Source organism: Mucilaginibacter sp. GW821-FHT07H05 (genome assembly GCF_059418485.1).
On the sequence record NZ_JBWKPY010000003.1, the window covers coordinates 374,274 to 388,849 of the forward strand.

Here is a 14,576-nt window from a genome sequence, read left to right on the forward strand (position 1 = left end):
AAATGGGAGGCTTTTTTGTTTTTAAATTAAAAACATCATTTATACCCTCTTAGGAAACCAAGAGTATTCCTTTAAAATCATTTTAAAATTACACAAGGCTTACTTAATTATTTAGAACCCATCTAAACTAATAGGTAAATTTGTTGCATGACAGAATCTTTCGTCGAATTGAATGTAACCGGGATGCACTGTAATAACTGCGCGATATCTGTTCATCGCCTGTTAGAGAAAAAAGGGCTGCAAAATATCCTGGTTGATTTTGCAGGCGAGGAGGTAAAATTCTCTACTGCCGATCAAACCATCATCCCCACTATTATTAAAGATATCGAAGGCCTGGGCTTCCGTGTGGTTGATGATCTGTCAACCCACCAGGAAAAGTTCTACCAAAAGATCGAAAACAAATTCATTTTCTGCGCCATTTTTACCGCCCCGCTCCTGCTGCATATGGTTTTACCATGGCATTGGCTGCACAACGCTTACGTACAACTCATTTTATGCATGCCTGTATTTATTGTTGGTTGCATACACTTCGGTAAAAGCGCCTTCAATTCTATTAAAGGCGGCGTGCCTAACATGGATGTGCTGATCTTTATCGGCTCCACGGCGGCCTTTGTTTACAGCTTGGCAGGTACTTTGCAAAACCTGGGCGGGCAATACCAGTTTTACGAAACCTGCGCTACCATTATTACATTGGTACTGCTGGGTAACCTGTTCGAAAAGCGTTCGGTAACGCAAACCACATCGGCTGTAAAAGACCTGGTAAAGTTTCAGCAGGTAGATGCGCGCCGCATGGTTGACGGAGCAATTGAAGTGATCAATGCCCGTGAGGTTAAATCCGGTGATATCTTACTGGTGAATACCGGCGATAAGATCCCTGTAGATGGCGATATACTGGAAGGCAATGCCACTGTAGATGAATCGATGCTCACCGGCGAAAGCGTACCGGTTGAAAAGCAAAAATACGATAGCGTTATCGGCGGTACTATCCTGCAATCGGGCAGTATCCGTATCATAGCCACCAAAGTAGGTTCAAATTCGGTGCTTGCGCAGATCATCGACCTGATGAAGAAAGCGCAGGCAGCCAAACCTCCCATCCAAAAACTGGGCGATAAAGTAGCCGGGATATTTGTCCCAACTGTGATACTGATCTCGCTGATTACTTTCGGTCTTAGCTATTTCGCTTTTAACATTGGCTTGCAAAACTCGTTGATGCATGCTATCGCGGTGCTGGTTATCTCCTGCCCCTGCGCCATGGGGTTAGCCACACCTACAGCCGTTATGGTTGGCCTTGGTCGCGCGGCAAAAAACGGTGTGCTGATTAAAGGCGGCGATACCATTGAAGCCGTAGCCAATACCAAATATGTAGTGTTTGATAAAACCGGCACGCTCACTACCGGCAGGTTTACCCTGCGCGATATAAGGGCGCAGGACGACACTTCGCTTGAAACCATACGTGGCGTTATCGCCGCTATAGAAGAACGCTCAAATCACCCCATTGCCCGCTCCCTGGTAGAACAATTGAAGGGACAGGCACAGCAAAAAACCATCCTGAAATCGGTTACCGAAGAAAAAGGCCTGGGCATGCGTGCTGTGGATATAGATGGTAATAATTACTTTTTAGGCGCGGTTAAATCTGATGCTGAAAGCGATTATAATTTAGCCCTTTATAAAAACCAAAAGCTACTGGCGCAAATTGCTATCCAGGATGATATTAAACCCGGCGCGGCTAACCTGATCGCCAGTCTGAAAAAGATGGGGATTACCCCTGTACTGTTAAGCGGTGATAAAGGAGTGCGTTGTAATGCCGTGGCGCAAACCTTAGGCATTACGGCGGTTCATGCCGAAAAACTGCCGGATGAAAAGCTCTCTATCATTGATGTTTACAAGCAGAAAGGCAAGACCATTATGATTGGCGACGGGATTAACGATGCCCCTGCCCTTACCAAAGCAGATGTTGGCGTATCTATGAATGATGCCAGCCACATTGCCATACAATCGGCCCGGGTGATTTTGCTGAATACTGATTTAAACTCCCTGCTGTTCTTTTTACAGATCAGTAAACATACCCTGCTCACCATTAAGCAAAACCTTTTTTGGGCATTTGCCTATAATATTGTGGCCATCCCCATAGCTGCATTCGGTTTTATGAGCCCAATGTTTGGGGCCTTTACCATGGCATTTTCGGATGTGGTAGTTATTGGCAATTCGTTGCGGTTGAAGATCAAGAAGGTAAGCCCCCCAGCCCCCTAAAGGGGGAGTTTTTAGGCCTACTTACATCAGAAATACTAACTTTGCGTTTAACAATTAAAAAAACATTCCCCCTTTAGGGGGTTAGGGGGTTTATGATCGAACTATTTACAGACGGCGCATCAAGCGGAAACCCGGGTCCGGGTGGTTACGGCACTATTTTACGTTCGGGGCAACACTATAAGGAATTGTCGGGCGGTTATCGCAAAACCACTAATAACCGTATGGAACTGCTGGCCGTAATAAAAGGCCTGGAAGCGCTGAAGAACCCCAATCAGCAGGTAACTATCTATTCCGACTCTAAATATGTGATCGACTCTGTTGAAAAGAAATGGCTGCAGGGCTGGGTTAAAAAAGGTTTTGCAGGCAAAAAAAATAAAGATCTTTGGATGCGTTACCTGGAGGTAAGCCGCATACATCAAATTAAGTTTGTGTGGGTAAAAGGCCATGCCGGTCACCCCGAAAACGAGCGCTGCGATCAGTTAGCCGTTGCGGCAGGCAAGCAAAAAGACCTGTTGATTGACGCTGTATTTGAAACCGAAGCCATGCGGGCAGATTTGTTGTAAAACCTCACCCCGACCCTCTCCAAAGGAGAGGGAGATAAAGATCTTAAAGTCCTCCCCTTCGGGGAGGGTTGGGAGGGGTGCTACTGCACCGATACCACTCCCTCAAAATTCTTCTTAGTTACCTGGGGCGAAAAGCAGGCCATCATTTCTTCGGCTTTCTTAACCATATTTTCCGACCCGATAAAAATAGCCGATCGCTGGTGTAGTTCGGTTACCTCCAGTTCGAGTATGCGGTTATAACCATCGCTGGCTTTACCACCGGCCTGCTCAATAATATAGGCCATTGGGTTGCACTCATAAACTAAACGCAGCTTACCTTTGGGAGATTTGGCCGTGATCGGATAAATAAAGATCCCGCCCTTGATCATATTACGGTGCAGATCGGCCACCATTGATCCCGTATAACGGGATGTATACGGGCGATAGGTTTTATCATCTTCAACCTGGCAAAACTTAATATATTTTTTTACGCCGTCAGGGAAATGAGCGTAATAACCTTCGTTTATGGAATAAATAATGCCATCCTTAGGGATAGTCATATCCGGATGTGATAGACAAAATTCGCCAATTGACGGATCAAGCGTAAAACCGTTAACACCTTTACCTGTGGTATATACCAGCATGGTTGACGATCCGTAGATCACATAACCGGCCGCTACCTGTTCGGTGCCTTTTTGCAGTACATCCTCCATGGTAGCCTCGCCATCCTTGCTTTTACGGCGAAAGATAGAAAACACCGTACCCACTCCCACGTTCACATCAATATTTGATGAGCCATCCAGCGGATCAATGGCCACAATGTATTTGGCATTTTTAGATATTTCATGGTCGATATAGATGTACTCGTCATTCTCTTCCGATACAACGGTACAGCATTCGCCGCCACTTTTAAGTGCCGAGATAAATTGTTCGTTTGCATATACATCCAGCAACTTTTGCCCTTCGCCCTGCACATTAATGCTGCCGGCATCACCTATAATATCAGCCAATCCTGCCTTGTTTACCTCGCGGTTAACAATTTTTGCCGCAATGGCAATATCCCTTAATAAACGGGAAAGTTCGCCTTTAGCATAAGGAAAATCGGCTTGTTTTTCAATAATAAACTGGCCTAAAGTTTTAACTACCTTCATGTACTTAGTGTATTTTTTACAACTACTTTAACAATTCTACTGCTTCTAAGGTATGGATTTTTTCGTCAGAAATACAAAATTTTATCAATGTCCGTACCTTATGCCAGCCCTGTTTTCCTGCCGCTCCCGGATTAATATGCAAACATTTTATCTTCGGATCAAACATTACCTTTAAAATATGCGAGTGCCCGCAAATAAACAACTGCGGGGGCTTAGTGTAAATCTCATCCCTGATAGCCGGCGCGTACCTGCCAGGGTAACCGCCAATGTGCGTCATCCATACATCTACCTCTTCGCACTTAAAACGCAGATGCTCGGGAAAGGTTTTGCGCAACGCTCCCCCGTCTATATTTCCATATACACCGCGTAAGGGCTTCAGGGCCGCCAGCCTGTCGGCTACTTCTATGTTACCAAAATCGCCGGCATGCCAAATTTCATCGCAGTTATCAAAATGTTTTAATATGTTATCGTCCAGGTAACTGTGGGTATCCGAGAGTAAACCGATTTTAATCATTAGTCATTGGTCAATAGTCATTGGTCATTAACTTCGGAATTACTTCATCAGGCCTGGTACCAATGACGAATGATAGCGAAGCGGAATGACCAATGATTAATTTACGGGAAAATAGTGAAAAAATCTTGTAAAACCGTACGGTACTGTGCTGAATATTGCTTTGGCCCACCATAAATAACAAAATTTGTTTGGGTCGCTTTTGTTTGTGCAAATCCAAAAGAAAGCAGTTCGCGATGGGGTACCGATTCCGGGTAAGATCTGATCGTCACCACCTGCTGCATAAATAACCTGCAATTCATCGCTAATGGCTTAATTAATTCGGCCGTATTAATGGGTAATATCAGCCAAAACAAACCCTTTCCCGACAAATGCAGGGCAACAGCCGATACCAGCTTGTCAAAAAAACCGGCATCCGCATGCTTAGCCAATTTCTTCCCCGCTCCTGGCGATTGCAATGAGTTAATGTAAAATGGCGGGTTAGAAACGATCAGGTCATATTTCTTATCTATATGCGCTTCAAAAAACGCTTCAAACGATCCCGGATATAATGTTAACCTATCGGCAAATACCGAGCCTGCAAAATTGCCCTCCGCGGTTTTAGCGGCACCTGCATCTATTTCCACCGCGTCAATCATCGCGTTTGGATAGCGTTGCGCCAGCATCAGCGCAATAACGCCGGTACCGGTGCCTATATCTAATATGGTTTCTGGCTGATCAGCCAGGGCAATAGCGCCTAACAATACACCATCGGTATTGATCTTCATGGCGCAGCCGCTCTGATCTATGGTAAATTGTTTAAAACGGAACATTGGACGAAAGTATAGATAAACTGTTTAATTAAATATAACAATGATGCCCGGTTCCATCTAATTATTAAATTCACCATAATATTACTAACTTTGTTAGTAATGAAACGATCGGGCAGCACAGATTTACCTTTACATTATGGCTATGTACCCAAATGGCTAGCCGAACGTATGGCTAAACTGGGCTTAGCTATAGTAGAATGCCTGGTAATGGACTACGGTACCGAGGAAGTTTTACGGCGACTGAGCGATCCGTTTTGGTTCCAGAGCCTGGGCGCTGTGATGGGTATGGACTGGCATTCGTCCGGCATTACTACCTCGGTTATGGGCGCGCTGAAACGCGCGGTTAACCCGCATGCCAGGGAATTGGGTATCTATATCTGCGGGGGCAAAGGAAAATACTCCCGCGAAACGCCTGATGAATTACTAAAACTGGGCAATGCAACAGGGCTGGATGGCAATTACCTGGTACGCTGCAGCAAGCTAAGCGCCAAGGTTGATAATACGGCTGTGCAAGATGGCTTCCAGTTATATACCCACAATTTTGTGGTAAGTAACAGCGGTAAATGGTCTGTTATACAACAAGGTATGAGCGCTCACAACAGCACAGCCAGGCGCTACCACTGGCACTCTGACGATCTGACTTCATTTGTTAGTGACCCGCACAGCGCCGTTTGCGGGCATAACTATGGCCAGATTTTAAACCTGGCTGATAAACATGCCGGTGTTACCCGCAATGGGATAATGGATATCGCCAATGTTCAGCCCGATCTGATGCTGAATGAAATAAAACATCTAACTATGCCTGCGCATCACGATGTAAAGGCTAAGGATGTTGATCTGAAACGTTTAGGTGCTGTACTTTGGCTGGCCCACGAGAAACGGCCATCGGACTTTGAAGACCTGTTACTGCTGGAAGGTTTAGGCCCGCGCACTTTACAATCGTTAACACTTGTAAGCGAAGTGATCCATGGTACGCCATCCCGCTTTAAAGATCCGGCAAGGTTCTCTTTCGCGCATGGCGGTAAGGATGGCCACCCCTTCCCCGTCCCAACTAAGGTTTACGACGAAACAATCGGCACATTGCAGACGGCTATTTATAAAGCTAAAATGGGCCAGTCAGATAAAAATGAAGCGATTAAACGTTTACATCATATTGCTTGTAAAGCCGAGCAGGATTTTACACCCAACGCTAACTTTGATGCTGTAATAGAACGGGAAAGAAATAATTCCTGGAAATATGGCGGCCGCACCGTATTTGGCCGAGCCAAGCCACCTAAAGAGCAGCAGTTGAGTTTGTTTTAGGAATGCGGTGTCACGCTGAGCTTGTCGAAGCGTGCGTGCGAGGGCCTGCCCGCCATGGTTCGACAAGCTCACCATGACACCCAATACCAATTCCATTATTTCAAACTCGCAGCTATTACCCGTGCCGAATCCAGGTGCATTTTAAGGGCCGGTAACATTTTCCTTGCGAATTTTTGTACCGCGTTATTTTTATTTGAGCTTGTCTTTTCAAATAGCGCTACAGCCTGAATATGGTCATTCACCATCATATTCATATAGGCTTTATCAAAGCTTGGGCCGCTTAATTTAGCGATACTGTCAATCGTTTTTTGGTGTTCGGGCTTTAACAGGTCAGATTGATCAACCATTTTATCATCGGCCAGGTCTGTTAACTCCTTACCTGCTTGTGTATGATCATCGATCATCATTTTTGCAAAACCGATAACCCGCGGATTTTTTGACATGGTGCCGGCAATGGTAGAGGCTTTAACTTCGGTTAAACCGGCTTCGTTAGCGGTTTTAATAAATTCCATCCCCTGGCCGTCAACCAGCGTTTTGTTATTGAAATTTTTTGCTTTTTGATTATCTCCGCAGGATGCGATGATGCTTGCCAATAACGGCAATAGTAACATGGACCTTAAATTTTTCATCGTTTACAGGTTAGCAATAATTGGTTAACAATTATAACGCCTTGTGGTTTACAAAACAATGACAATTTATCAAATAAGAAAATATTTTAATTAATTAACGGCCTAATGCATAATTAATACCGCCGGTTAGGTGCTGTAAAAAGAGCTGGTCGATCGTGTAATCCTCTTTAGTGTGGCCAAGCGCGGTATAAAATACCCTTCCACCTTCAAACTTTTGATACCAGGCCATGGGGTGGTCGCCGTTCATTTCGCCGCCGGTATAGCTGCTTTCATCTATCTTTATCAGCACATGGATATCAGGGCTTACCTGCTTAAAGTTATACCATTCGTCGGTATGCTGCCATTTATCGGGCAGTTGTTTGGTGGATAGATGTTTATGATCAATCACATTCAACATGGCCGGCTGTATTTTGGGATGTTTGGTAAAATAAGCGCCAACCAGTTTGCCATACCAATCCCAATCGTACAAACAATCGGTAGCGGCGTGGATCCCTGCAAAACCGCCGCCTTTATGTATATAATTCACAAAGGCCTTTTGCTGGTCAGGGGTAAACAAGTTATCCCCTGTGGGGCTTAAAAATATAATTGCCTTGTATTGCTTCAGGTTCTCGTCGGTAAACAACGCCGGGTTTGTGGTGGTATCCGCGGTAAAGTTATCGGTTTCGCCAATTTTAATAATAGCCTGGATACCATCTGCTATACTGGCATGATGGTATCCTTTAGTTAACGAAAATATCAAAACCTTATCTTTTGCTTTTCGGGAAAACCCTAAAACCAAAAAGGCGCAAACTACAATTAAAGCTACTTTTTTCATCATCGGTTAAGCTGAATTTCGGCCGGCATTTACAATACCGTAAACCGTACGGATCACTAATTTATTGTAAATATCAGTAAATTCATCGCTATGATGGTGATTTAATTTATGCAGCGCGTAATGCTGAATAATAACCAATGGCAAAACTATCCGCTCGCGTAAGGCTATGGAACGCTTTTCAATCGGATATTCCTCCATCAGGCTTTCACTGCCGGTCAGCTCCAAAAGCAGTTCTTTGGTCAGCTCGTATTCTTTATGTAATTTCTGCCAAAACTCACCGAACGTTTTATCGTGCTCCAAATAAGCGGTTACCCTGAAATCGGATTTGGACATAGACATCATACAGTTATCAACTACTGTTTTAAAGTAGCCCGAATTATGGTATAGTTCTTTTACCTCCTTCCAGCGTTTTTCGCTTTTCATTTTCTTAAGGGCCGACCCTACGCCGTAAAAGCCGGGGATATTCTGTTTCATTTGTCCCCATGCGGTTACAAAGCTAATAGCGCGCAGGTCTTCCAGCTTCAATTTGGCATCGGCATTGCGTTTGGTTGGCCTGCTGCTGATATTGATGCGGGAAAGTAATTTCAGCGGACTTAATTTCTCCAGGTATTCTACAAACAAAGGGTCTTCGCGCAGGGCCAGGAATTTTTTATAACTCTCATCCGCCATTTCCGAGATCATTTTTTTGTGGCTGCTATCCAGCAAGTCGTGCCGGTTAGGGTTAAGCGCCGATACAATACCCGCGTTAATCAATTGCTCGGAATTAAACCGTGCCGTATCAACCGAACCATATTGTGAGCTTACCGTTTGCCCCTGAATGGTGAGCTGGATATGATCATTAGCGATATCTTTACCCATAGACGAGTAAAAACGGTGTGTTTTACCGCCACCCCGTGCCGGAGGGCCTCCTCTCCCATCAAAAAACGCCAGTTCTATATCATATTTGCGGGCCATAGCGGTTAACTCAACCTTGGCCTTGTATATCGACCAGTTGGCCATCAGATAACCGCCATCCTTGGTGCTATCGCTAAAGCCCAGCATAATGGTTTGGCGGTTGTTGCGATTTTTCAAATGGCTTTTGTAGAATGGATGTTTGTACAATTTCTCCATAATCTCGGCCGCGCAGCCCAAATCGTTCACTGTTTCAAACAGCGGCATAAAATCAACGGTCAGCTCATCTTTTTTCCAGCCGCTCCATAAAAACAGGTCCATCAGTTGCAATATATCTGATGCCTGCTGGCAATTGCTGATAATAAAACGCTGGCAAGCCTTTTCGCCATTACTGTGCTGAATGGTTTTCATTAACCTGATGGTGTTGAGCGTGTCTTTAGTCAGGTCGCTGGCATCATCCCCGCAAAACAGGTTAGCTTCGTTAAAGGTTAGTTTGGCTAATTTATCAGCCTCGCTTAATGCTAAATAGCCGTCTTTTATTTTATCATCAACCTGGTGCCCTTCGGTACAATATTTAAATACATCGCGCAGTACGCGGCTATCCTGCCTGATATCCAGCGTGGCGAAATAGCATCCAAAGGCACGCACTTTATGGATCAGGTCATCAACCAAATTCACAAAAAGGTTATCATGCTCTTTTACAATGGTTTCTTTCATAGATGATAACAAACCCAGCAACTCATCCTGTAAATTAACAGGGTTGGTTTGCTCATTAAAAGCATCCTGGTAGATCAGTTTCTCCAGGGCAGCCATCGGCCCTTCAACCCCACGGAAGGTAATACGGCGTTTCATCACCCTAAAATCGCGATAATAACAACGGAAGATGATCTGCCTTAAAGTAGCAGCCACGGTTTTAGTGGTTTGCGCGTTTACGTTAGGGTTACCATCGCGGTCGCCCCCGGGCCAAAATCCAAGTTCAACCACCTGGTTTGCGCCGGCCTCAATATCAAATTCTTCTTCCAGGTTAGCCTGTATGGCGGTAACGGCATGGTAAAACACATTCTCCAAAAACCATATCAAACTTACGGCTTCATCAACCGGGGTCGGCGATTTTTTATTGAAGAAGGGCGTTTTACCCAACTGTTGCAACAATACATTGATGGTATTGATATCATTGACTTTCAGGGCTTCTATCAGGTCGGTCATGATACCTAAAACACGGCTTGGGTAAAACTGTGTAGGGTGCGCGGTCAATACCAATCGCAAGGAAAATGTCTTTAATTTTTCCTTTATCTGGTTGCGTATATCTTCATCACCATCAACCTGTTGTAAAAGGCTTTGCATGGTGCCGGTCTTTTCAAAATGGCCTATTTTACCAAAGGATGAATCTTCGATAGCATCAAACAAAACTACCTGTCTTTCTATATACTGGATAAACCTGAACAAGCGGTTGATCTGCTCCTGGTGATCAATATCGGGTACATATTTTTTAAAGAACGATTCGATAACACTGGCAGGCGATTTTTGCTTAATGGTCTCCTTTTCGCAATGCGAGCTAAAAAATGGCAGCAAAATACCAGTATCTTTAACCTGGTAAAAAGGGAGGGTCAGGAAAAGGCTATCGTATAACTGGAAACGGCTTTCAACCTCCTGGTTAAAAATAGTTTCGCGTTGACTAAGCTTTGATAATGAAGGCATATAATTTATAATGGTTGTTGATGCCGATAAATACGACTAATTTTGTGGGGATTAAGTTAAGCACTATTAATATATTTTCCGGCAAATGGCTTAATAATTAACAAATTTATATTTTAAACAGCCTTAACGGTTAATTTGTTTAATTTTACACTCAAATTTCACCTGATATTAATGAACCTTCAAACCCGTGAAATAAAAAGTTTTTTCTATAGCCAGTATTTTTCTGACGGGTTACGCATCTCTCTGGGTATTTTACTACCTACCCTTATCCTAACACAGTTTAATTTATTTGATACCGGGCTTACGTTATCCCTTGGCGCACTGTGCGTTTGTGTAGTTGATGTGCCCGGGCCAACCATGCACAAGCGTAATGCAATGCTGATTTGCAATGGGTGCATTTTTGTTGTGGCCATTATTACCGGCTTCGCGCGATTGAACCTTTATACGCTTGGGATAGAAATAGCTTTGTTCTCTTTCCTGTTCTCCATGTTCACCGTTTACGGTAACCGGGCGGCATCGGTAGGTACGGCATCATTGCTGATCATGATATTTATGATGGATAAGGCCAACAAACCCGATGAGGTTTTAGGCTACAGTGCCACGCTTTTGGCCGGCGGCGTTTGGTATATGCTGCAAAGCCTGCTGTTTTTCCAGATCAGGCCCTACAGGGCAGCCCAGCAAGCCCTTGGCGAGAATATGCTGGATGTGGTGAAATTTTTGCGGATCAAAGCCGATTTTTATAAACCTGATACCGATATAGACGAGAACTATCACAAACTGGTATCGCACCAGATACAGGTAAGCCAGCACCAGGATGTTGTGCGCGAGATCTTGTTTAAAAGCCGTATAACCGTAAAGGAGTCGACCTATGCCAGCCGCATTTTAGTGATCACTTTTGTGGATCTGGTTGACCTGTACGAGCAGATTATGGCTACGCATTACGATTACAAGGATATCCGCGAAAAATTTGGCCATACCGGTGTGCTGGAAGAAGTTTCGGCCCTGCTGCACCAGATGGCCAACGAACTGGATAACATAGGTTTTGCCATATTATCCAATACCCGGTATAAAAACAAATTCAGTTTTGAAAAGGAACTGGAACAGTTAAAAACCATGATAGATGGTGTAGGTAAAAACGACCTTGCTACCAGTAATTTGGTGCTGAAAAAAATCCTGATCAACCTGCGCGACCTGAACCAGCGGATCACCGATATATTTAACTACTACAACTCCAAATCATCCAGCCTGTTGATGGAAGACCGTAAGGATGTGGAGTACTCCAAATTTGTTACCCACCAGGAGTATGCCCCGCGGATATTTTTGGATAACCTGTCGTTTAGTTCGGCAGCATTTAAGCATGCCTTAAGGGTAGCGCTGGTTTGTATCTTTGGTTTTTTTGTCACCAAAAGCGCCGAGGTACTGGTATTTGCCGATTATATTACCGGGCGTAAACTGGTTTTCGGGCATCACAGCTACTGGGTATTGCTTACCATTATCGTAATATTGAAGCCCGGGTACAGCCTTTCCAAACAGCGCAATTATCAGCGCTTAATAGGTACCGTTGTTGGCGGTATTATTGGCATCCTCATCCTACTTTTTGTGCATAATACCATTGTGCAATTTGTTTTCCTGGTTATATTTATGATGGGCGCCTATAGTTTCCAGCGCCTTAATTATGTGGTGAGCGTTATAATGATGACCCCCTACGTACTTATCCTGTTTAAGTTTTTGGGTGTTGGGCATTTGAATATAGCGCAGGAACGTATTGTGGACACCATTATTGGCTCGGCTATCGCTTTTATTGCCAGCTATGTGCTGTTCCCGGCCTGGGAGTCGGAACAGATCACCGAAAGCCTGCGCGATGTGATTTACGCTAATACCCAATACCTGGTTAAAATTTCGGAGAGCATGACCGGCGTATCTACCAATACAACCGACTACAAGCTGGCCCGTAAAGAAGTATATGTAACATCGGCCAACTTATCTGCCGCCTTTGAACGGATGACCTCCGAACCTAAAAGCAAGCAGAAGAAAAGCAAGGAGGTACATAAATTTGTGGTACTTAACCATATCCTGTCATCTTACCTGGCAACGGTAGCTTCTGTTGCATCTTCGGCTAAGATAATGGCTAAGCCACATCCCGATCACCTGAAACTCATCAGGCGCAGCGTTGCTGTGCTGAACGAAACCGGTAAAAAACTGGGCGGTAAAACAGTGGAATTTATTGCTGACAGGAATATTTCCCCAACAGAAAACCAGGCCGATTTAAGTCCTGATGAAAAATTGTTAAAAGAACAATTGGGCTTTATAAATAAAATAGCGAATGATATAGCTAAGGTGACGGATAATTATTTGGCGTAATATCGTGTGGCATGATGGCGATTTAACCACAAAGGTCACTAAGAAATCTCATTGTGGCAAACACAAAGGTTACAAAGATTTAGCGATTCAATCAACCAATAGCTTTGTGTCCTTTGTGGTTCTCCCTTTGTGTGCTTTGTGGTTAAATCACCACCATTTTTTTATTACTATTTTTATTTACAACAAATCATTAGCCAAATTAGCCAACTCACTCCGCTCCCCTTTTTGCAGGGTGATATGGGCATATAGCGGGTGCCCTTTAGCTTTATCTATCAGGTAGGATAAACCATTACTCTCGGCATCCAGATAAGGCGTATCAATCTGGTAAATATCGCCCGTGAACACAAACTTGCTATGCTCGCCAGCCCTTGATATAATGGTTTTTACCTCGTGCGGCGTAAGGTTTTGGGCTTCATCCACAATAAAAAAGATCTTGGTAAGCGTACGGCCGCGAATAAAGGCCAGCGGCGCTATGGAGATCTTATCGTTGGTTACCAGTTCATCTATCTTGTGCTGCATTTTATCATCATCACTAAACTGCTCACGAATAAATTTCAGGTTATCCCAAATCGGCGCCATGTATGGGTCTACTTTAGATTTGGCATCGCCCGGCAAAAAGCCAATATCCTTATTGCTCAACGGCACGATGGGGCGGGTAACAAAGATCTGCCGGTAGTATTTACGCTGTTCCAGCGCGGCGGCTAAGGCCAGTAAGGTTTTACCCGTACCGGCATTGCCCTGCATGGTTACCAGTTTAATATCGGGATCAAGTAACGCGTGTAAAGCACAGGCCTGCTCGGGGTTTTTTGGGTAAATATTAAATACAGGCTCTTCTTTTACTTTTTCCAGGTGATCTATCTGGGCGCTGTAAAAAGTGGCTAAGTTTGACCGCTTGCCGTTCAGTAAATAAAAATGGTTGCCATGGCCTGGTGTTATATTTAAATCGGCAGGCATAATTACCGGCTCTTTATTTAACTGATTAATGAGTTTGTCGGTGGCTTTGGTAATGGTTGTGCCCGTATAAAGTTCATCAAGGTTTTTTACTTTACCAGTTTCGTAATCTTCGGCGTTAATGTTTAGCGATTTAGCCTTTAAGCGCAGGCAAATATCTTTGGAAACCAGCACAATCTTTTTGTCCGGGTTTTCCTCTTGCAGGGCCAGCGCGGCATTCAGGATACGGTGGTCTATTTTGCCATCACCAAAAACCTGTTCGGCATCAACTTCGGCGGTTTTCCTATCCATCACCACTTTAAAGCTGCCTTTGTTTTGGCCGTTTAAAGGTTGCCATTGATTCAACAAGCGTTTACGCGACAGGCCATCCATTAACCGTATAAAGCCGCGCGCCTCAAAATTGCGGGTATCATTACCGGTCTTCATGTTATCCAGTTCTTCCAGCACCTGAATAGGTATGGCAACATCATGCTCCTGGAAATTCTCGAACGCGTTATGATCGTACAGGATAACGGAAGTATCTAAAACAAATATCTTTTTCTTACCTGCAGTTTTGCTCCTGCCCTCTTTAGTCATAAGGCTAAAATTAGGAAATTGTTGGGATAAATGACAAGGAAAAGAATTACAACCTTAATTAAACACAGGATACACAAAGAAAAAAACC

The 14,576-nt window shown here is 44.2% G+C and carries 11 protein-coding genes; 4 read left to right on the top strand and 7 right to left on the bottom strand.

Features of this window, described 5'->3' with window-relative positions:
• Positions 1-147: 147 nt before the first annotated feature.
• Both AC07M6_RS09370 and rnhA read left to right on the top strand, forming a co-directional pair.
• Positions 148-2,250: a heavy metal translocating P-type ATPase gene (locus tag AC07M6_RS09370; protein WP_494888748.1), complete on the top strand. Its 2,103-nt coding sequence runs from the start codon at positions 148-150 to the stop codon at positions 2,248-2,250.
• Positions 2,251-2,342: 92 nt separating this feature from the next.
• Positions 2,343-2,813, top strand: a complete 471-nt coding sequence (rnhA, locus tag AC07M6_RS09375) for a ribonuclease HI (RefSeq protein ID WP_494888749.1) — start codon at positions 2,343-2,345, stop codon at positions 2,811-2,813.
• An 80-nt stretch (positions 2,814-2,893) separates the two neighbouring features.
• On the opposite strand, the gene fbp is transcribed toward rnhA, so the two are convergent.
• From fbp to AC07M6_RS09390, 3 genes are all read right to left on the bottom strand, one after another.
• On the bottom strand, positions 2,894-3,943 hold the full coding sequence (gene fbp, locus AC07M6_RS09380) for a class 1 fructose-bisphosphatase (RefSeq protein WP_494888750.1): 1,050 nt from the start codon (positions 3,941-3,943) through the stop codon (positions 2,894-2,896).
• A gap of 22 nt (positions 3,944-3,965) precedes the next feature.
• On the bottom strand, positions 3,966-4,457 hold the full coding sequence (locus tag AC07M6_RS09385) for a metallophosphoesterase family protein (RefSeq protein ID WP_494888751.1): 492 nt from the start codon (positions 4,455-4,457) through the stop codon (positions 3,966-3,968).
• 101 nt (positions 4,458-4,558) lie between these two features.
• Positions 4,559-5,266, bottom strand: coding sequence for a tRNA1(Val) (adenine(37)-N6)-methyltransferase (locus AC07M6_RS09390; protein WP_494888752.1), 708 nt, complete (start codon positions 5,264-5,266; stop codon positions 4,559-4,561).
• 99 nt (positions 5,267-5,365) lie between these two features.
• Between AC07M6_RS09390 and AC07M6_RS09395 the strand changes: the two genes are divergently transcribed.
• Positions 5,366-6,568, top strand: coding sequence for a DUF763 domain-containing protein (locus tag AC07M6_RS09395; RefSeq protein WP_494888753.1), 1,203 nt, complete (start codon positions 5,366-5,368; stop codon positions 6,566-6,568).
• A 95-nt stretch (positions 6,569-6,663) separates the two neighbouring features.
• Here the strand turns inward: AC07M6_RS09395 and AC07M6_RS09400 are convergent, their stop codons facing one another.
• From AC07M6_RS09400 to AC07M6_RS09410, 3 genes are all read right to left on the bottom strand, one after another.
• Positions 6,664-7,197, bottom strand: coding sequence for a DUF4142 domain-containing protein (locus AC07M6_RS09400; RefSeq protein WP_494888754.1), 534 nt, complete (start codon positions 7,195-7,197; stop codon positions 6,664-6,666).
• Positions 7,198-7,291: 94 nt separating this feature from the next.
• Entirely contained in the window at positions 7,292-8,014 is a 723-nt protein-coding gene (locus AC07M6_RS09405) for a ThuA domain-containing protein (protein WP_494888755.1), read from the bottom strand.
• Between the two features lie 3 nt (positions 8,015-8,017).
• Positions 8,018-10,600 carry a phosphoenolpyruvate carboxylase gene (locus AC07M6_RS09410; RefSeq protein ID WP_494888756.1) on the bottom strand — a complete coding sequence of 861 codons (2,583 nt, stop codon included), beginning with the start codon at positions 10,598-10,600 and terminating at the stop codon, positions 8,018-8,020.
• Positions 10,601-10,771: 171 nt separating this feature from the next.
• Here AC07M6_RS09410 and AC07M6_RS09415 point away from each other — a divergent pair, with 171 nt between their 5' ends.
• A complete protein-coding gene (locus AC07M6_RS09415; protein ID WP_494888757.1) occupies positions 10,772-12,961 on the top strand; it encodes an FUSC family membrane protein in 2,190 nt (729 codons plus the stop codon).
• 177 nt (positions 12,962-13,138) lie between these two features.
• On the opposite strand, the gene AC07M6_RS09420 is transcribed toward AC07M6_RS09415, so the two are convergent.
• Positions 13,139-14,488 (bottom strand): PhoH family protein, encoded by a 1,350-nt coding sequence (locus AC07M6_RS09420; protein ID WP_494888758.1) that lies wholly within the window; start codon positions 14,486-14,488, stop codon positions 13,139-13,141.
• Between the last annotated feature and the right edge of the window lie 88 nt (positions 14,489-14,576).

Coding starts and splice junctions, on each gene's coding strand:
- AC07M6_RS09370 (WP_494888748.1), top strand. CDS start 148: ATGACAGAATCTTTCGTCGAATTGAATGTAACCGGGATGCACTGTAAT.
- rnhA (WP_494888749.1), top strand. CDS start 2,343: ATGATCGAACTATTTACAGACGGCGCATCAAGCGGAAACCCGGGTCCG.
- fbp (WP_494888750.1), bottom strand. CDS start 3,943: ATGAAGGTAGTTAAAACTTTAGGCCAGTTTATTATTGAAAAACAAGCC.
- AC07M6_RS09385 (WP_494888751.1), bottom strand. CDS start 4,457: ATGATTAAAATCGGTTTACTCTCGGATACCCACAGTTACCTGGACGAT.
- AC07M6_RS09390 (WP_494888752.1), bottom strand. CDS start 5,266: ATGTTCCGTTTTAAACAATTTACCATAGATCAGAGCGGCTGCGCCATG.
- AC07M6_RS09395 (WP_494888753.1), top strand. CDS start 5,366: ATGAAACGATCGGGCAGCACAGATTTACCTTTACATTATGGCTATGTA.
- AC07M6_RS09400 (WP_494888754.1), bottom strand. CDS start 7,197: ATGAAAAATTTAAGGTCCATGTTACTATTGCCGTTATTGGCAAGCATC.
- AC07M6_RS09405 (WP_494888755.1), bottom strand. CDS start 8,014: ATGATGAAAAAAGTAGCTTTAATTGTAGTTTGCGCCTTTTTGGTTTTA.
- AC07M6_RS09410 (WP_494888756.1), bottom strand. CDS start 10,600: ATGCCTTCATTATCAAAGCTTAGTCAACGCGAAACTATTTTTAACCAG.
- AC07M6_RS09415 (WP_494888757.1), top strand. CDS start 10,772: ATGAACCTTCAAACCCGTGAAATAAAAAGTTTTTTCTATAGCCAGTAT.
- AC07M6_RS09420 (WP_494888758.1), bottom strand. CDS start 14,488: ATGACTAAAGAGGGCAGGAGCAAAACTGCAGGTAAGAAAAAGATATTT.